At 63.9% G+C, this 16,698-nt stretch carries 26 protein-coding genes and 1 pseudogene; 9 read left to right on the top strand and 18 right to left on the bottom strand.

Features of this window, described 5'->3' with window-relative positions; translation table 11 throughout:
* Positions 1-75: 75 nt before the first annotated feature.
* Entirely contained in the window at positions 76-999 is a 924-nt protein-coding gene (locus AB8A27_RS07260) for a LysR substrate-binding domain-containing protein (protein WP_441241335.1), read from the bottom strand.
* Between the two features lie 157 nt (positions 1,000-1,156).
* Between AB8A27_RS07260 and AB8A27_RS07255 the strand changes: the two genes are divergently transcribed.
* Together AB8A27_RS07255 and AB8A27_RS07250 are read left to right on the top strand one after the other, a co-directional pair.
* Positions 1,157-2,398 (top strand): MFS transporter, encoded by a 1,242-nt coding sequence (locus tag AB8A27_RS07255; RefSeq protein WP_441241334.1) that lies wholly within the window; start codon positions 1,157-1,159, stop codon positions 2,396-2,398.
* 67 nt (positions 2,399-2,465) lie between these two features.
* Positions 2,466-3,227, top strand: a complete 762-nt coding sequence (locus AB8A27_RS07250) for an SDR family oxidoreductase (RefSeq protein WP_441241333.1) — start codon at positions 2,466-2,468, stop codon at positions 3,225-3,227.
* A 16-nt stretch (positions 3,228-3,243) separates the two neighbouring features.
* Here AB8A27_RS07250 and AB8A27_RS07245 read toward each other — a convergent pair whose 3' ends face one another.
* Together AB8A27_RS07245 and AB8A27_RS07240 are read right to left on the bottom strand one after the other, a co-directional pair.
* Positions 3,244-4,119: a DUF2163 domain-containing protein gene (locus AB8A27_RS07245; protein ID WP_441241332.1), complete on the bottom strand. Its 876-nt coding sequence runs from the start codon at positions 4,117-4,119 to the stop codon at positions 3,244-3,246.
* Positions 4,116-4,754 carry a phage distal tail protein, Rcc01695 family gene (locus tag AB8A27_RS07240; protein ID WP_441241331.1) on the bottom strand — a complete coding sequence of 213 codons (639 nt, stop codon included), beginning with the start codon at positions 4,752-4,754 and terminating at the stop codon, positions 4,116-4,118. The genes AB8A27_RS07245 and AB8A27_RS07240 overlap by 4 nt, the downstream gene beginning before the upstream one ends.
* A 408-nt stretch (positions 4,755-5,162) precedes the next feature.
* Here AB8A27_RS07240 and AB8A27_RS07235 point away from each other — a divergent pair, with 408 nt between their 5' ends.
* Positions 5,163-5,579: a universal stress protein gene (locus tag AB8A27_RS07235; protein ID WP_441241330.1), complete on the top strand. Its 417-nt coding sequence runs from the start codon at positions 5,163-5,165 to the stop codon at positions 5,577-5,579.
* A 213-nt stretch (positions 5,580-5,792) separates the two neighbouring features.
* Here the strand turns inward: AB8A27_RS07235 and AB8A27_RS07230 are convergent, their stop codons facing one another.
* Genes AB8A27_RS07230 through AB8A27_RS07200 form a run of 7 tightly spaced genes read right to left on the bottom strand, consistent with a single transcriptional unit; the run spans position 5,793 to position 8,632 of the window.
* Entirely contained in the window at positions 5,793-6,359 is a 567-nt protein-coding gene (locus AB8A27_RS07230; RefSeq protein WP_441241329.1) for a phage tail tape measure protein, read from the bottom strand.
* Positions 6,352-6,567 (bottom strand): rcc01693 family protein, encoded by a 216-nt coding sequence (locus AB8A27_RS07225; protein ID WP_441241328.1) that lies wholly within the window; start codon positions 6,565-6,567, stop codon positions 6,352-6,354. The genes AB8A27_RS07230 and AB8A27_RS07225 overlap by 8 nt, the downstream gene beginning before the upstream one ends.
* Positions 6,564-6,890 carry a gene transfer agent family protein gene (locus AB8A27_RS07220; protein WP_441241327.1) on the bottom strand — a complete coding sequence of 109 codons (327 nt, stop codon included), beginning with the start codon at positions 6,888-6,890 and terminating at the stop codon, positions 6,564-6,566. Before AB8A27_RS07220 ends, AB8A27_RS07225 begins: the two co-directional genes overlap by 4 nt.
* 10 nt (positions 6,891-6,900) lie before the next feature.
* Positions 6,901-7,308 (bottom strand): phage major tail protein, TP901-1 family, encoded by a 408-nt coding sequence (locus tag AB8A27_RS07215; RefSeq protein WP_441241326.1) that lies wholly within the window; start codon positions 7,306-7,308, stop codon positions 6,901-6,903.
* Positions 7,309-7,320: 12 nt separating this feature from the next.
* The gene (locus AB8A27_RS07210) at positions 7,321-7,731 is read right to left on the bottom strand and encodes a DUF3168 domain-containing protein (RefSeq protein ID WP_441241325.1); all 411 of its coding nucleotides are present in this window, start codon (positions 7,729-7,731) and stop codon (positions 7,321-7,323) included.
* A 17-nt stretch (positions 7,732-7,748) separates the two neighbouring features.
* Positions 7,749-8,069: a head-tail adaptor protein gene (locus AB8A27_RS07205; protein ID WP_441241324.1), complete on the bottom strand. Its 321-nt coding sequence runs from the start codon at positions 8,067-8,069 to the stop codon at positions 7,749-7,751.
* Positions 8,066-8,632: a head-tail connector protein gene (locus AB8A27_RS07200; RefSeq protein WP_441241323.1), complete on the bottom strand. Its 567-nt coding sequence runs from the start codon at positions 8,630-8,632 to the stop codon at positions 8,066-8,068. Before AB8A27_RS07200 ends, AB8A27_RS07205 begins: the two co-directional genes overlap by 4 nt.
* 72 nt (positions 8,633-8,704) lie before the next feature.
* Here AB8A27_RS07200 and AB8A27_RS07195 point away from each other — a divergent pair, with 72 nt between their 5' ends.
* The 3 genes from AB8A27_RS07195 (at position 8,705) to AB8A27_RS07185 (ending at position 10,327) form a co-directional block, all read left to right on the top strand.
* Positions 8,705-9,511 (top strand): S1 family peptidase, encoded by an 807-nt coding sequence (locus AB8A27_RS07195; RefSeq protein WP_441241322.1) that lies wholly within the window; start codon positions 8,705-8,707, stop codon positions 9,509-9,511.
* Between the two features lie 82 nt (positions 9,512-9,593).
* Complete coding sequence (locus AB8A27_RS07190; protein ID WP_441241321.1) at positions 9,594-9,929, top strand: hypothetical protein; 336 nt, start codon at positions 9,594-9,596, stop codon at positions 9,927-9,929.
* 188 nt (positions 9,930-10,117) lie between these two features.
* On the top strand, positions 10,118-10,327 hold the full coding sequence (locus AB8A27_RS07185; RefSeq protein WP_441241320.1) for a hypothetical protein: 210 nt from the start codon (positions 10,118-10,120) through the stop codon (positions 10,325-10,327).
* Between the two features lie 211 nt (positions 10,328-10,538).
* Here AB8A27_RS07185 and AB8A27_RS07180 read toward each other — a convergent pair whose 3' ends face one another.
* The 4 genes and pseudogenes from AB8A27_RS07180 to AB8A27_RS07165 all read right to left on the bottom strand — a co-directional run.
* Positions 10,539-10,850 (bottom strand): hypothetical protein, encoded by a 312-nt coding sequence (locus AB8A27_RS07180; protein ID WP_441241319.1) that lies wholly within the window; start codon positions 10,848-10,850, stop codon positions 10,539-10,541.
* Between the two features lie 180 nt (positions 10,851-11,030).
* Positions 11,031-11,423: a DUF2019 domain-containing protein gene (locus AB8A27_RS07175; protein ID WP_441241318.1), complete on the bottom strand. Its 393-nt coding sequence runs from the start codon at positions 11,421-11,423 to the stop codon at positions 11,031-11,033.
* A complete protein-coding gene (locus AB8A27_RS07170) occupies positions 11,420-12,277 on the bottom strand; it encodes a hypothetical protein (RefSeq protein ID WP_441241317.1) in 858 nt (285 codons plus the stop codon). Before AB8A27_RS07170 ends, AB8A27_RS07175 begins: the two co-directional genes overlap by 4 nt.
* An 80-nt stretch (positions 12,278-12,357) precedes the next feature.
* A pseudogene (locus AB8A27_RS07165) lies at positions 12,358-12,539 on the bottom strand (phage major capsid protein); the annotation flags it as partial.
* Between the two features lie 134 nt (positions 12,540-12,673).
* Between AB8A27_RS07165 and AB8A27_RS07160 the strand changes: the two are divergent.
* Positions 12,674-13,003 (top strand): hypothetical protein, encoded by a 330-nt coding sequence (locus tag AB8A27_RS07160; RefSeq protein WP_441241316.1) that lies wholly within the window; start codon positions 12,674-12,676, stop codon positions 13,001-13,003.
* A 50-nt stretch (positions 13,004-13,053) separates the two neighbouring features.
* Here the strand turns inward: AB8A27_RS07160 and AB8A27_RS07155 are convergent, their stop codons facing one another.
* Positions 13,054-14,313, bottom strand: a complete 1,260-nt coding sequence (locus AB8A27_RS07155) for a phage major capsid protein (protein WP_441241315.1) — start codon at positions 14,311-14,313, stop codon at positions 13,054-13,056.
* A gap of 198 nt (positions 14,314-14,511) precedes the next feature.
* Between AB8A27_RS07155 and AB8A27_RS07150 the strand changes: the two genes are divergently transcribed.
* Complete coding sequence (locus tag AB8A27_RS07150; RefSeq protein WP_441241314.1) at positions 14,512-14,676, top strand: hypothetical protein; 165 nt, start codon at positions 14,512-14,514, stop codon at positions 14,674-14,676.
* Here AB8A27_RS07150 and AB8A27_RS07145 read toward each other — a convergent pair.
* The 3 genes from AB8A27_RS07145 to AB8A27_RS07135 all read right to left on the bottom strand — a co-directional run bounded on the left by AB8A27_RS07145 (position 14,673) and on the right by AB8A27_RS07135 (position 16,015).
* A complete protein-coding gene (locus AB8A27_RS07145) occupies positions 14,673-15,392 on the bottom strand; it encodes an HK97 family phage prohead protease (RefSeq protein ID WP_441241313.1) in 720 nt (239 codons plus the stop codon). The genes AB8A27_RS07150 and AB8A27_RS07145 overlap by 4 nt on opposite strands.
* A 212-nt stretch (positions 15,393-15,604) precedes the next feature.
* On the bottom strand, positions 15,605-15,787 hold the full coding sequence (locus tag AB8A27_RS07140; protein WP_441241312.1) for a hypothetical protein: 183 nt from the start codon (positions 15,785-15,787) through the stop codon (positions 15,605-15,607).
* A 12-nt stretch (positions 15,788-15,799) separates the two neighbouring features.
* Entirely contained in the window at positions 15,800-16,015 is a 216-nt protein-coding gene (locus AB8A27_RS07135) for a hypothetical protein (RefSeq protein WP_089267037.1), read from the bottom strand.
* Between the two features lie 114 nt (positions 16,016-16,129).
* On the opposite strand from AB8A27_RS07135, the gene AB8A27_RS07130 reads away from it, so the two are divergent.
* Positions 16,130-16,678, top strand: coding sequence for a hypothetical protein (locus AB8A27_RS07130; RefSeq protein ID WP_441241311.1), 549 nt, complete (start codon positions 16,130-16,132; stop codon positions 16,676-16,678).
* Positions 16,679-16,698: the final 20 nt, after the last annotated feature.

Raw genomic sequence — 16,698 nt, 5'->3', positions numbered from 1 at the left:
GAAGCCTCGACTCTGATCGGCGTCGCCGCTCGCGCCTTGCCCCAGCGGTTCATGGAAGCGACGGTGTTATCGACGCTAGCTCCGGACGAGATCGCGGCCTTGTTGCTCGAGCCAGTCGCAGAACACGGCGATATGTGGATCGGTCCGTCGCGCTTCCGGCAGATAGGCGAAGTAGCTTCGGGCCGAGAGACTGATGTCGGGAAATGGCGTCATCAATCGCCCGGCCGCGAGATCGTCGGCGACCAGTGCGGTCGGGCCCATCGCCACACCGAGCCCGTCGATCGCTGCCTGTATGGTCAGGTAGAAATGATCGAAGGTCAGGGATGCCTCCGGGCGAAGGGCGGGCTCCCCGGCCTCGGTCAGCCAGTCGCGCCAAAGTCGCGCCATCGATGAGACATGAAGCAGCGTATGGCGCGACAAATCGCGGATATCGGCCAGTGGCGCGCGATCGAGGATGGCCGGACTGCACACGGGCAGCCGTCGCTCCCCAAAGAGGAAACGCGATGTGTAGCCCGGAAAGGTGTCCGGCCCTCCTCTGATCACAACGTCGAATGACTCGGCCAGAGCGTCGATCGTCTCGTTCGACGTACTCAAACGTACCTCGATGTCGGGATGCTCCGCACGAAAGGCGCCCATGCGTCGCAACAGCCATCGCAAACTGAAGGTCGCAAGCGCGTTGACATGCAGCACGATGGACGGCGCGTCATGCCGTCTGGTTCGATGCTGCTGCACGGCCGCCGAGATGCGATCGAGGGCCGGCCCGAATTCGGCCAGTAGCGCGGCGCCGGCTGGCGTCAGCACGACCCGCCGGACCGAGCGCCGAAACAGCGCCGGGGCTCCCAGCCAGTCTTCCAGGTGCCGTATCTGTTGACTGACGGCGCCATCGGTCACGCTCAGCTCGACGGCCGCATCCTTCAGACTGCCGAGACGGGCGGCAGCCTCGAAGGCGCGGACCGCATTCAGCGGCGGCAGACTACGGCGCGAGACAAAGGTGGACATGATTGAGATTTTCTAACCCAAACCTGAATATTACTGATTTGTGACGATCGCAAGTCTCGTTCATGGTGACGAATAGCAGCGTTTCGCGCGCCAAGCTCCGGCTCTGGCACCTCAATCTTCAGATTTTCTGCGAGTGCTGCGCCAGCGCGGAAGACCCATGACACAGCACGAGACCACGACACGCCCCACCCCGGCTCCTCCGCCCCCCACACGCGCCACGCGAACGCTTGCACTCACCGGGCTCAATCACGCGCTGCACGACGGCTTCACCGATACGATCTACGTGCTGCTGCCGATCTGGCAGGCCGAATTCGCATTGAGCTACAGCCTTCTCGCGATTTTTCGCGGGCTCTATTCCGGCACCATGGCGTGTTTGCAGATTCCGGCAGGGCATCTTGCGGAGCGCATCGACGCCAAGATCATTCTCTGTTGCGGCACGGCGCTAGCGGCGCTGGGCTACGCACTCGCAGGCATGTCCGGCGGCATCGTCGGATTGAGTTTTGCGCTGGCGGTAGCAGGCGCAGGCTCGAGCACCCAGCACCCTCTGGCGTCCGCCGCCGTGTCACGCGCCTATGGGCGCGCTGCGCGCGGGCCGCTTGGCATCTACAATTTCACAGGCGATCTCGGAAAGGCGGCCATCCCGGCGCTCATGTCCCTGCTGCTTGTCAGCGTCGCCTGGCAACACGCCGTCTTCACGCTCGCTGTCGCAGGCATCGCGGTGTCCGTCGCCATGGCTGTGTGGATGCCCGCCGTCGGCAAAGGACATGCAACCGATGCGAAGGAACGAGCCAGCCAGGCGGGTCAAAACCGGGGCGGGTTCTATTGGCTGCTGGCGATCGGCATGCTCGATAGCGCCGTCAGAATGGGCTTCCTTGCCTTTCTGCCATTCCTCCTGATTGGCAAAGGAGCGACACTTCCCACCGTCGGCTTTGCTCTGGCACTTGTCTTCATCGGTGGAGCCGCCGGCAAGTTTGCCTGCGGCTGGCTTGGCGACAAGGTCGGTACCCGGCGCACCGTCCTCTTCACCGAGATTGCTACGGCCGTTCTGATTGTCGGCGTTCTGGTGCTGCCACTCGTCCCGGCCATCGTGCTTCTGCCGGCGCTGGGAGTGATGCTCAACGGCACATCATCGGTGCTGTATGGAACGGTGCCCGAACTGACCTCACCCCATCGCACCGAACGTGCATTCGCTTTGTTCTATACCGGCACCATCGGCGCGGGCGCCGGCGCCCCGGTTCTCTATGGTTTTCTGGGCGACGCGTTCGGACCCGTGACGGCAACAGCCGCGACCGCGATGACGGCGCTGGCGATCTGCCCGTTCATGATCGCGCTCTCGCGACATCTCGGCGAGGACGTCGACATCGGTGCGGCGTCGCAGTCGTCCGGACAGAAGGCATGAGCGTCATCCGTCTTTCGCCGGGCATGTCTATCAATTTTTATCCCACCACCACATGAAGGTTCGCTAGATGACGACAGCCTCACAGACGCCGCTCATTCTGATCACGGGTGGAAGTCGTGGCGTAGGCGCCGCGACTGCGCGGCTTGCTGCCGCGCAAGGTTACGATGTCGCGATCAGCTTCGTCTCCAACGAGGCTGCCGCCCTTGCGGTGGCGGCTGATGTTGAAGCGGTTGGACGTCGGGCCCTGCCCGTGCGCGCAGACAGCGCGGATCCAGAGCAGGTCGCCCAGCTATTCGCCGCGATCGACCGTATGTTCGGCCGGATCGATGTGCTGGTGAACAACGCCGCAATGCTTGCGCGGCAGTCCCGGCTGGAGGATCTCGGATTCGAGCGGATGCAGCGCATCTTTGCGGTCAACGCGATTGGTCCCATCCTCTGCGCACAGCAGGCTGCGAAGCGGATGTCCTATCGTCACAACGGGCGGGGCGGCTCCGTGATCAACATCTCATCGGCATCGGCCCGGCTCGGCAGCCCGGGCGAATATATCGACTACGCCGCGTCGAAGGGCGCCGTCGAGACATTCACGACCGGCTTCGCCAAGGAAGTCGCGCGGGATGGCATACGCGTCAACTGCATTCGCCCCGGGCACATCTATACTGACATGCATGCCAGTGGTGGAGAACCGGGACGGGTGGATCGCGTCAAAGACTCGATCCCCATGGGAAGAGGCGGTCAGCCTGAAGAGGTTGCGCGGGCGATCCTGTGGCTGGCAGGCGCCGAGGCGTCTTTCGTCACCGGTACATTCCTCGATGTCACTGGCGGCAAGTGAGTAACTCGGCCACTCGCTACCCGCTCATCCTCCCACCCGTCCCCGGCGTCGGATAGCTCATGACAAAGTCGTTGCCGGGAATATCAGGGAAGCCGCGGAAATTGTCGACATTGCCGAAGCGGTCACGGCAGGTCGCCAGCGTCTTGTCGCAGCCGGCCGTAACTGTGAATGCATCGCCGGGCGCGATCGGCTCCGCCATGGCCTGCCACAGCGACAGCCGCACATGGCCCGGCGTGATGCGATGCTGCTTCACTTCCATGGCAAGCCCGGCATTGCCGCCGCTCGTCCATGTCAGACATCCCGCGGTGAACAGATCATCGGCGAAGGTGCCGAGGCCGCTCGCCGAGAACATCGAGGTGCCCTCGAGCGCCGCGACCGCGCCGCTGCCGCGCCAGCCCGCGAGATCGATGCGGCATCTGCCATCGCCGAGATCGGCGCCGCAGCGCGCCGTATAGAGCCGCCCGCTCTCCTGCGACAGCAGCGCCGCAAGCCCGCGCAATTCGGCGATGAAGGCCGTGCCCTCGCGTTTCACCTCGCCCAGCGTACCGCGTGCCGTGAGGACGCGCAGCGAGGTGTCGCTCCAGTCCACCAGCCAGGTCTCCACCTGCGCGGCATCGTAACGCCCCGCCGCAAGATCAGCGTCCGTGAGGATCTCGTCGTCCAGCGCACCGGCGATATCGCCGCCATCCACCGACAGATCGAAGCGGCTCGAGGCTTCCGACGCGGCAAGCCCGGTGCCGGCGCGATAGATGACGCCATCGATGACGAGATCGCAGTCATGATCGGTGAAACCCGCCACGACACCGTCGCGCCGCGTCAGCTTCCAGACCAGCGCCAGCGTGGTGACGCCGGAATCGAGTTTGGTCTGCAGGGCCGCCGGGATCGCTCTCATATCCTGATCTCCACCAGCGGAATCTTCGGGATTGCACCGGCGGCAAAGGCCGACAGATCGACTTCGAGATAGTCGGTATCGAAGCGCACCGGCACGTCGAACTGGAAACCGGCGGTGATTGCGGCCCCCGCTGCGGGAATGTGCCCGCTGGCAAATGTCACGAGGCCCGTTGTCACATCACAACTGAAGGCACTGGTCGCGATCTCGTTGCCGCCAACGCCGATGCGCACGCTGCCGTCGACAGGCTTGGTGATCGGCCGCTGATAGGGCGCAAAGGCGCTGCCATAGGTCTTCATCAGTTGAAACGCGGCGGTTGCGCCATCACCGATGCCGATGCCCTGATCATCAGGCGAGATCGCTCCACCTGCCATGTTCGACGTCTGATCGAGCCGGTCGCGCCAGCGAAAGCCATGCAGCCGCCCGCGCCGTTCCTCGAAGAACGCCACCACGGTCTGCAGCGCCGCCAGCGTCCTGATGCCATAGCCCGCATCGTAGCGGCGACGCGAATGCGCCCAGCGGGCGTTGCGTTCCTCGCGTCCGGAGCCGAACGAGACGATCTCCGTGCGCCGCTCCGGCCCGCCTGCGCTCTTCAGCGCGATGTCGAGCGGAAACAGGATGTCGTGAAACGGGGTCATAGCTGGTATTCCTTCACTCTCCTCTGGAGAGGCGGGCGACCCGCGAAGCGGACACGAGACAGGGTTAGAGCGAAACCACACGCATCGTCGATGAACAGTCGCCCCACCTCGCTCACTTCCGGCTTTGCCATGCGCGAGCGCCCCGCGCCCTCCGGCGAACCGCGCCCCTTGAGAATATCCGGCGCAGGAACATCCGGATTTGCCGTTACAAACCAAGCCAAACGGCTGCTGCGAAACTACAAACCTTCCGGGAGGCTCGCCAAAAAAAGTCGGCTATCCGCTGATAGCAATCAGTTTCGGCTTCGCAGGCACGATGGATCGATAAATTGATCTATCTCAAGATTGTCTCCGAAACGCGCAGCTACATTTGGAACGTCGCGATATGTCCAGACAATCGGGAGATGAAGCATGTACCGGCATATTCTCATTCCGACAGATGGATCGGCGCTAGCGGAGCTCGGGGTGGCGCATGGGTTGGCGCTGGCGAAATCCGTTGGAGCCAGGGTATCCCTCATCTACGTCGTGGAACCGTTTCCGGAAATGACAGGGCAGTTCGCAAGATATATCGAGCTGCGCAAGGACGAGGCCGCGAGCGCATTGGATCGCGCGGCAAAGGCGGCAAAGGAGGCTGGTGTTTCCAGCGAGACGATCCAAGTGGAGAACCCGCAACCCCATCAAGGCATCATTGCAGCAGCCGAGGACAAAGGCTGCGACCTCATCGTTATATCATCGCATGGGCGCAGTGGACTTTCCGCGCTTCTCATCGGCAGTGTGACAAACAAGGTGCTAGCGCTCGCGAAAATCCCCGTGCTGGTTTATCAGTGAATGCGCAGATTGCTCGAGGTCACATAAACCTGCCGGGAGATGGAGACAATGTCCGGCCGAGGTCATTCCCAACCGGGTTGGCCACCGGTACGCCAGGCATGCTCAACTGTACCACTGAATGCGGAAGTGAGCTCCTGCGGCGACGCAGCGGGAGTTAACGCGATGCCTTAGACAGTTCGTTGATCGTCCGGCTGTTGCCAAGGGGCGAATTGCTCACAAACTGCGCTGACCACGCGCCACCGCCCGCGCGATCTGGCCGGTGACATAACTCTCCGACCGGCGAAAGCCATCGAGATCAGGCGTTGCAATCTGCACATTGATGGTGTTGCCGCCGCCTTGCGCGGCGACGCCGAGGCTGCCATCGGCAGCACGTTGCAGCGGCATGATCGCTTCCGGTCCGGCCTCGCCGGCCAGACCCGTGCCGCCCGGCATCGGAAAATAGCTGGGCGTGCCGATCACGCCGCCCGACGCGAACGCCCTGACCGGACTGCTGACGCCCGCCTTGCCCGCGCCGCCGAACAGGCTCGAGACCAGCGAGGAAATGCTCGATGATAGCGCGCCCGCGCCGGCCTGCAGCGCCGATTTCGCCGCCAGGTCCGACATCTTCAGCGCCAGCGACTTCAGCACGTCATCGAACTTCTGGCCCGATGCGACCGAACTCGAAAATGCCTGGGTCATGACTTTCGAGAAAGTCGTCGCGGCTGAGGTCAGGCCGGCGGTCTTCGTGGTCATACTGTCGAGCGTGCCGGACGCCGCGGAAAGGTCACTGGTGTCACTCATGCAAAGGCTCCCCGGAATCCGGAAACTGTTTCATCAGCGCGTCGAGCGCGCCGCGATCCATCGGCATGGAGACAGGGCCACGCACCGCCGCGATGGCATGGGCCAGTTCACGCGGCGTCATCCGCCAGAACGCGTCGGGCGACAGCCGCAGCACGCCGAAGCCGAACTGCATCGCCTCGGCCCATGGAAACGGCGCGGGCTCTGTCATGGCGCGGCCTGCGGCGTGTCGGTGAAGGTCGCTGATATCAGTTCGGCGGCGATGCCGACGAAACCTGCGGCCCCGCCCGGCACGGTCATGGCCGCGACCTCGTCGTCACTGATCGCCTCGCCTGCCCCGCGCAATCCGGCGCCGATGATACGGATGAGATCGCGCGCCGACATCCGCCCGGAGCCGAAACGTTCGGCCAATGCTGCGAGATCATCCGCGCCGAATGCGCTTTCGAGCTCGGCCAACGCGCCGAGCGTCAGCACCAGCGTCCGGCTGCGGCCGCCGAGTTCGGCGGCGATCTCGCCGCGCAATCTGTTGGGCATGATGATCTCCTCACACCGCGGCAAAGGTCAGCGCGCCTGCGGACTCAAGCGCGAGATCAAAGCTCACTTCGCCATTGTGCTCGCCGGCGAATTCGAGGCTGGCGATCTGGAACAGGCCGGTGATGGTGCCGAAATCCGGCACCAGGACCTGGCAATTGCTGATGGTACCGTCGAAGAACGCCTGCCGCACCAGGGCATCGGAGGCGCCGTCCTTGAACAATCCGCGGCCAGAGATCGACGCGCGCCGCACGCCAGCGCCGGCCAAAAGTTCGCGCCAGCGATCGACGGACTCCGCATGGGTGATGTCGACGATCTCCGCATTGAAGGCGATGCGCCGGCTGCGCAGCCCCGCCACCGTAACGAAGGCCGTGCCGTTATGGATCTTGATCAAGAGATCCTTGCCCTTCTGTGCGCCCATCGCGTGCTCCCTCTAATCCTGCGGTTCGGTGATGGCGCGAAACCGCACCACGGCGTGATAGGTCCGGCCATCGGCCTCGCGCCGGATATCGGCGATGGCAAAGCGCAGATTGACCAGCCGATGGCCGCTGGGCGTCAGCGGCGCGTCGTCCAGCGCCTGCAGCAGCGCGCCGGTGATCACATGCGCCTCCTTGTGGCCGCCCTGCCGCGACCAGGCATGCAAAGTGAGCTGATGCTCCTGCACATTGCTGTCATCGGCGGAGACATCGACGATGCGCGCATCGCCGAGGGTGACATAGGGAAAGGCCACATTGGCCGGCGGCTCGTCATAGACGCGGTGACCGCCGAGCGCGGCGCCGAGCGCGGTGTCGGCCTTGAGCGCATCGAAGATCGCCGCGCGCAAGGCGACGTGGGCTGCGGGCATGGGAGGCTCCGTGGGATTCAGTCGATACGCCATTCGGCGTCGATCTCGACAAAGCGTCGCTCGTCGATCTCGCGCAGCGCCACGATGCGATAGATTTTCGCGCCGTCGACGAAGCGATGCCGCAGGGTCAGCGCGAAGCCGCTGCGCAGCACGATGCGCAGATGCACCAGCGCGCCGTCTGCATCGGCCTCGACCTCGCGGCTCATGCGCGCCGGCAGCACCGCGGCCCAGACGGTGGCGACGGCGCTGTAGCTGCGGAGGGCGCCGCCCTGCCCGTCATCGGCCTCATCGGGCGCCTCGATCACGAGCCGCGTCTTCAACCGTCCGGGATCGATCATAACGACAGCCCCCGATACGGCGCGATCAGCGCGTACAGACCTGCGGGCTGCGACGCTGCGCCGCCGGCAGGCGCGAGGCCGCGATTGTCATACCAATGTGCCAGCAGGATCTTCAGCGCATGAATGAGATCCGCGGGCACATCGCTGGCAAGTGCGCCGAAGCCGCAGATCACATCGAGTTCGATGCCGGCGATACTGCGCCCCGGCGCGGGCAGCGCCCAGCACGGCGCGGCAATGACATTCGCCGCGGTGTCGACGACGAAACTCTCGACCTCCAGCGCATGTGCGACACCCACTGCATCGAACATCCGCACTGCCAGCAGCGTCTTGAGCGGCGCGATGCGCAGGCTGATGCGTCCATGCGGCGGCCAGGCATCGAGCACGACGCGCCAGGTCTGCGTCATGAGCGCCCTGCGTGTGAGCGCTTCCACATGCGCGCGCGCGGCGGCGATCAGCGCGGCGATGACAGCGTCATCGTCGGCATGCTCGACACGCAAAAATTGTCTGGCCTCGGCCAGCGACAGCGGCTCGCCGGCCGGCGGCACCAGGGGTATGGCGGACATGGGATCTCCGGGACGCTCGTGTGACCAATCGGGGAATTGACATCGCGGGGCCGCGGGGCTGACATCCCCGCCATGATTCAGACAGGTTCCCGCACGCCGCTGCGCGCACGCGCTATCAGGCGCTCTCTCGTTATTGCCAGCATCGCGCTTGCATCGCTCATCTCAATTCCCGCTTCTGCCCTTGTCGGCGGCGCGAACGTGCGCGACGACGAGATCGGCCGCGCGGTGATCACCATTGTCGGCTCGCGCGGCAATTTCTGTTCCGGCGCGCTGATCGCGCCGACTTTGGTGCTGTCGGCGGCGCATTGCGTGACGCCCGGCGCCAGCTACAAGATCGTGCTCTATGACGCGCAGAAGCAGCCGCAATTGCTGGCGGTGAAGCGCGTCGCCGATCATCCGCAATTCAATGCGCAGGGCATCAAGGCGCATCGCGCCAGCGCCGATGTGGCGCTGCTGCAGCTCGCCGATCCCCTGCCCGGCAAGACCGCGCTGCCGCTCGGCGTGCCCACCGAGCCCTTCGCCGCCGGACAGAGCTATCTCGTGGCCGGCATCGGCGTCGCCGCGCGCGGCGATGGCAAGAGCGGCGGCACCGTGCGCGCGGCGCAGCTCACCTCCACCAGCCATCCCGGCAAATTGCAGATAAGACTGGTCGATCCCGCGACCGACAACACGCGCGACGGCCTCGGCGCCTGCACCGGCGACAGCGGCGGCCCCGTGCTGCAGCAGCAGAATGGCCGCAATGTCGTGATCGGCGTGGTGTCCTGGTCCACCGGCGCCAAGAGCAGTGCCGGCTGCGGCGGCCTCACCGGCGTGACGCCGCTGACGCTGTATCGCGACTGGATCCTGCAGACGGCGCGCGCCTGGGGCACGCCGCTCTGATCGCAGGCCTGTGCAAGCAAGCGCCGCGCAAGGCAGCCGCCGTTAAGATCCGTGAAAGGTTCTCCGCTATGATCCGCGAATCATGAGGGTCTCCGATTTGCTGCGCCTGCTCATTCTTGCCGTCTCGACGCTAGCCCTGATCGCGGGCGCGCAGGCCGCCGACATGGCCGGCCAGGGCCGCATCGGCCGCCTGTTCGACGAGCCGGTGGTGAAGAGCCGCCGCGCCGTCGTGGTCAAGGACGAGCGGCCGATCGAAGAGCCGATCGTGCAATATGCGCCGGAGGTGGATATCCCCTCCATCGTGCATGGCTATTACGGCAAGCCGAATTCCTATTATTACCGCAACTATTACGGCACCCCGTCCGAGACGATCTTCAGCCGCGCACCCTATGGCTGCGGCTTCTACGGCTATTGCTGAGCGCCGCGCGGAACCTGCGCGGGCCGCGGAGGTTTCAGACTGCGACAGCATTTACCTGCGATAGCAGTACATGCGACGGCATTGCCTGCGACATTGTGATATTGGTGTCTCTCATTCTTGTGAACTGCATTTCCGAAACGCCTCCCTAGCTAGAGGGAGGTGCTTCAGAGCATCACGGGAAGCCGGTTGTGCGAAAAGAAGAAAAGACCGAAGCCGAACTTGAGGAAATGATCGCCCAGCGCATCGTTGTCGGCGGCGTCTATGTGTCGGTGCGCCGGGATGCCCTGCTCGGCTGGCGGCCGATGGTGATCACCGCGCCGAAACACGCGACTTATGCGCAGCAGCTCGCCGACGAAGTCGCCACCGAGCTGCGCAAGAAATTCGTGCTGAAGGATTGAGTGGCCTTACACGCGCCCGTATCGCCAGAGCATGCTTGAGATTGAACAAAACCAGAGGCTCGAGGCTCGTCATTGCGAGCCCGCAAAATCGCCTTCGCGATTTTGCGGAGCGAAGCAATCCAGAGCCACACAGGAGAACTGGATTGCTTCGTCGCAAGGGCTCCTCGCAATGACGAGGCGGATGTCCCGATTCACTTCAAAGAAGAATGCCCTAGTCTTTCTTCTCGGTCACATTGCTGATCGTCTTGACGCCATTGCTCTCGGTATAGGTCACCGTCACGCGCTCGCCGGCATGCAGCGACTCCGGAACTGTGCGCAGCCTGAATTTCTCCACCGCTCCCGGCGTATTCGCACCAATGGTCTCGCCAGCCGGCGCCTGCTTGATCACCACCTCGCTGGTGGTGCGATCAAGGATGGTGACAACCCCCGTAAAGGTCTGGTCAGCAGCTTGAGCTGCCGATCCCGCAAAGGACCCCATCACGGCAATCACCGCCGCACACGCGACGCGTTCGGTCAGTCTCATTGTCGTTCTCCCAAAGCTTGCGTGACGTGAACGGAGGTAACGACGGCGGCGGGGGAATGGTTCCGCCGGGAACCAATTCAAACGCCCAGGCAAAATCAGCAGATCCGTCGGCTGATTTCCTGCGGCCCCTATAGAGATCCAGTCAGAGGGCGCTTTATTCCTCTGAACCGAAGGCCCGCCTCAAGGATTCCCAGTCTCATAACGTCGCGCCTGTTCGATGCTTTCATCGAAGTGGTCGAGCGTATAACTCGCATCGGCCGACTGGGGTAAACGTCCAGATCCGCGAATAACCTCCAAGGTCTTTCGCACCTGCTCGGGTGCAACGGTTAGTAGTGCGTAAGCTGCCATGAATTGGACTTGAATATTGGGCGCCTGAAGCAGCGGGATCAACGCACGACGATGATCGCCCTCACGAGACTGGAGCTGCGCCTCGATCAGCTTGATACAGTCATAAAGTCGATTGTAGCGCGCCGTCTGAAATGTCTCCACTGCCTCATGCTGTGCCAGTGCCAGATCAAAAAATTGCCCGACCAGTTCCTGCGTACTAAGGTTCTCGTTCTTTGTCTGTTTCATTCGAGCACCTTGAAGTGTCTTAGTTGCTCCAAGCCGATCCGAGTTTGCTCTTCCCAACTCATCTCGCGCAAGGCCTCTTGGGGTGAGCGTCCTCCGAAGCGGGAATTTTTTGTCGCGTACCACCGACTCAGCTCGATATGCTTCAATTGCGGAATGCGCACCACATTTTCCGGCGCCTCGATCCGACTATCGCCGAATTTGGCACGATTGCCGCCGTGCTGGTTGACGATGTGGTGATTTTCATAACCTGGCTCGCTTGAAGTTTGCGCTCGCCGCTGAAGTTCCTCAAGTGACGCAGGTGGATCGTTGGCCGTCCGGATCATGTGTGAGAGCCGGCCAATCTCTTCCACCTGATCCAGCAGACCAATAAAGGCACTGACCGCAATAGCAGAGCGTCCAAACAACCAGCTGGCAGCGGCGCGCACAAACGACATTCGCTCTTCACGCGTCTCGGGCATATCTTGTGGGATCTCTGGTGCGCCCTCGAGCTCCCCTTCGCTATTGTGGCCGATGCCAGGCGGCACGAATGAACCGAGCCAGAGTTCGCCTCCCTGACTGCCGTCCCCATCGCCAAGACCGGTATCCGTGCCGGTGTCGTCTCTGCGGGTGATATAAACACGCGGCCGTCCCGATCCGTCACCCTCACCTTCATTTTGTCTGCCGAAAGTGAACCTGCCCTCTCCTTCGCCTTCCTCGATACGTGGTTGCCCGTCCCACTTCGTTTCAAGCAATTGCGGCTCAGCAACCAAGGGCTTGCCAAACCGTGCGGCATCCGGTCTGAGATAGCGCCCGGCGTCCGGTCGCATGAAGCGCTGTTGCTGGCGTTGCAGGTAAGCATCGAAACGCGGCTGCATGGATCACCTCGCCGTCCGGCAAACAAAAAGCCGGCCCAAGGGCCGGCTCCGGTTAATTGAGATCGAGCTGAATGCTCTCTTCAGCTCGCCACCATCTTCAGCAGCTTGATCGCATCGAAATCCTGCACGCCGCCGACGACGCGCTTGGTCGTGTAGAACAGCACATGGGGCTTGGCGCTGGTGGGATCGCGCGGCACCCCACGCCCTGGCGGTCCACGATCAGATAGCCACGGCGGAAATCGCCGAAGGCGATGGAGAGCGCCCCGCCGCGACATCCAGCATATCTGCGATACACGCCGGCGCAGGTCAGATCAGCCTCACGCAAGCTCTTTCTGGCAGATATGCATGCACATACGTCGCCATCGCTCTCGCGCAGTGACACGCTGATCAGAAGGAATGCCCGTCGTGCTGCGCCAGCTCGCCCTCGCCTGCATCGCTGCTGCTATGACGCTGCCGGCGGCAGCCGCCGATCTCTCGGGCACTCCGCGCTATGGCCATGGCCCGGTGGCGGAGCCGGCACCGCTCGCTGGCCGCGGGCGTTACCTTGCCGTCGAATCCCCGCCGTGGGACAAGGTCACCACCTATTCGTCCCCGGTCGGAGCTCCAATTCAGGTTCACCGCTATTTCGGTCCGCCGCAGGTTTCCTACTACTACAGCCACTATGGTGTGCCGCCGGAGCTGCTTGTTGGCCGCCAGCAATTTGGCTGCAACTACCGCTATTGCTGAACCACGGAATGGCGGGCGACGGCACATCGCCCGCGCCAACCGTCCGTCTCTCAGCTCGCCGCCATCTTCAGCACCTTGATCGCCTCGAAATCCTGCACGCCGCCGCCGACGCGCTTCGTCGTATAGAACAGCACGTAAGGCTTGGCGCTGTAGGGATCGCGCAGCACGCGAACGCCAACGCGGTCGACGACGAGATAGCCGCGCTGGAAATCGCCGAAGGCCAGTGCAAGCGCATTCGCCGCAATGTCCGGCATGTCCTCTGCCTCCACCAGCGGGAACGTCATCAGCGTGGCACGCCCTCCGGCCTGCGCCGGTGGCTGCCAGAGATAGGCTCCGGTCGTGTCCTTGAACTTGCGGATGGTCGCCTGGGTCTTGCGATTCATCACGAAGCTGCCGTTCTGGCGATAGCCCGCTTTCAGACTGTAGATCAGATCGATCAGCACATCCGACGGGTTGGAAGCCGCAAACGCTCCCGCTGCGCCGGAGGCGATGTAACCGAGATTGCCCCAGCTCGAGGACGCATTGGCCACCGTGGTATAGCTGAGAAATCCCTTCGGCTTGTTGACGCCGTCGCCTGCCACGAAGGCCGCGCCTTCCTGCATGGCGAAGACCAGTTCGACTTCGGAAGCGATCCACTGGTCGAGGTCCACTGCACTGTCATCGAGCAGCGTCGCCGTCGCAGCCGGCATGGCGTAGAGCTCCATCGCCGGAAATGACAGCGCGTCGAATGTCGCCGACGTCGTCTGGGGTCGCGCGTCGGTTTCGCCGACCCAGCCCGTTGCTGGCCCCGCGGTCATGAATGGCTTCTTGTAGACATTGCCGGAGATCTCGCGCACCGAGGCGATGCTGCGGATCGGCGAGATCGCCATCACACGCTGGTTGATCGCGTGTTCGAGCTCCACCGGCACCAGATAGCCACCGTCGGCATTGCTGCCGACCGACATCGCCTTGGTCTCGATCTGCTTGAGACCATCGACATCGCCGGCACGCACATACGCATTAAAGGCACTCTTGTGCTCGCGCACCACGCCATCGCGCGGCTGCCGCCGGATGCCGTCGAGCGATGGCCGGGCCTGGCGCAACGCCAAATTATCCAGCCGCCGCTGCTGCGCATCCAGTGCCTGGTTGATGCGATCGACCTTCTCCTCCAGCAGCACATCGCTGCGCTTGTGCTCGATGCGAGCCAATCGCTCGTCATTGGCCGACTTGAATTCCTCGAAAGTGTGGCGCAACTCGTCATAGTCGTCGCGCGGGCCGGTCGAGAAACCGGCTTTATGTTCTGGGGCAGCATCGGTGATATCGAAACTCATGGGCAGATCTCCATTGGGGGGGTAATGGGGGGATGGAACAGAGGTCACGCGAACAGCGCCACGCCGGCACGTTGACGCGCTCCGCGGAGCTTGCGAAACTTGCCGCGAGCGACGTCAAATTTGATCTAGAACAGTGAACCCGCGGGCGGGGTATGGTGTTATCGCCCGGTGTGATGACAGGGCACGGAGTTGGCGACGATGAGACATGCTCAACCACCGATGACGAAATACGAGCAGTTCCTGCAGCAGGCGCAGGAACAGATGTTCGCCTTCGAGCGGCGCGAGAGTGAGTTCCGCAAGCAGGAGCGTGAGGAGCGCGCGGCGCAATTGCACCTGCCGATCCCGCCCGACGAGCTGCACTAGGTCCTTTCACGGTTTTCGGATTTCCGGCGAAACGCGACACCGGCGCTTACGGCGCCGAGCGCTCGCTTGCGATCGGCGCGGGCGCGCAGCGCGCAGGTCTGGACAGGCCCGCTTGCCTTGCGTCCGCGCCGGATGACCGGCGCCGGTGCATCCGCGGCGCCGCTCAAACCGGTGAGATGTGATCCGGCGAAGTCCTTGCCGGTGAGTTGCGTCCAGTCGCGCTCGGCGCGCAGGCGCGAGCGCGGCGCCTCCTTCACGGCGCTCACCCGCGCGCCATTCAGCAGCGGGAATGTGACGATGGACACTTCCCAGAGATCGACCTGATAGAGCTTGCGCACGCGCGTCTTCGGCTCGATCTGGCCGCGCTGGGTGCGATAGCCGATCGACAATCCGTCCACCGCGCCGGCCTGCAGCAGCGCCAGCAATTCGCGGGCGCGTGTCACATCCGGGATCAGCCGGCCCCGCGCCCATAAGCCGCGCAGGTCTTCCTTCATCTCGAGCCAGACGCCGACGGGCTCCGAGGGATCGTGCTGGAACAGCATCGGGATCTTTCTGAGACCGCGCAGCTTCAGCGTCTGCGTGAAGGCGCCGGGCATCACCATGTCACGCGCCTGGTCGATCTCGCCGAACAGCGAGGCATAGCCCTCGATCACGCCGTCGGGCGTGAGTGCGAGGCGTGCGGGAGATGGCTGGGGCGATGGCAACGGGGCGTGCATCGGCGGCCTCGCAGGATGCGGGGAAAGAGAGAGATCGTGGCTTTGCTCAGATAGAAGTGTTCCCTCCCCCCTTGCGGGGGAGGGTCAGGGAGAGGGGTAGGCCGCTAGCAACGTCGCTTGTTGCGCCCTCTCCCGCCTTCGCTACGCTCAGGCACCCTCTCCCGCGGCGCACGGCTTCGCCGCGCTGGGGGAGAGGGGAAAGAAAAACCGAACTACACTTTCACACGCCGCGCCGGCTTCCGACGCGCCGGCGGCTTCGCCCGCGGCCTGGAAGACAGCGCCTTGCGCTGCAACTGATCGAGATGGGCGAGAAATTCCCTGAAGACACTGAGATGATCCTTGCCCGATTTCGTCTCCGGGCGGATCGAACGCATCACGTCGTGCAGGCTGTCCATGAAAGATCCTCTTCAGATGTCATCGGTGTCGTCGCGCATGCGGTGGCGGCGATGCGCACGGCGGTTGAAGCGCGCGAGCTGCCGCACGAATTCGTCGAAACGGCGCGAGGCGCCGGCGAGTTCGCGCAGCGCGAACAGCGCCGCGGCGCTGGCGACGCTCGCCCACAGAAACAGAGCGAGATGCGCGAGGTCGCCGCGCTCGGTGAAAATGCGGATCAGGTCATCCATGGCGATTGTACTTCCATCTTGCGCAGCCGCTGCCGCGCTGGCGCGCCGTCGAACCTTTCGGCCGATGCCGCCGACCAAAGGGCAACGTCCCGCCCCCTTGCCCGAGCGCCCGCCATGTCTGCGACCACGCCGCTGCGCCTGCCCCGCTTCCGCATGCTGGCCGTGGCCGCGCTGATCGCCGGCCTCGGCGCGGCGCAGGCCATAGCCGCCACGCCGGCGCCGGCCGATCCGGCCAGCGATTACGACATCTGCCTGGGCGATACCGACGACAGGGCCATCGCCGCCTGCAACCGCGCCATCGCGCGCGATCACCATCGCGGCGAGAATCTTGCGATGCTCCATGTCAGCCGTTCGGTCGGCTATCTGCTGGCGGGCGATGCAGATGCCGCCATTGCCGACGCCGATGCAGCGCTCAGACACGATCTCGCTCTGGCGGTCGCGTTCTGGAGTCGCGGCAGTGCCTGGCAGAACAAGAATGAGCCTGCGCGCGCCATTGCCGATTTCAGCGAGGCCCTTCGCCTCGATCCTGCGGACGCGTCGTCACTGATCCAGCGCGGCATCGCCCGCGAAGCGCTCGGCGACACCGCCGGCTGCGCCCGCGACATCGCCGAAGCCACACGCATCGATCCCGTGCTGACCGCACGCAAATATGTCAGGAAGTAATGACGTCAGGACGCGGCATC

Origin of the sequence: Tardiphaga sp. 768_D3_N2_1 (assembly GCF_052076105.1) — a bacterium.
Taxonomy (GTDB): Bacteria; Pseudomonadota; Alphaproteobacteria; order Rhizobiales; family Xanthobacteraceae; genus Tardiphaga.
This window is presented reverse-complemented; position numbering and strand designations above follow the sequence as displayed.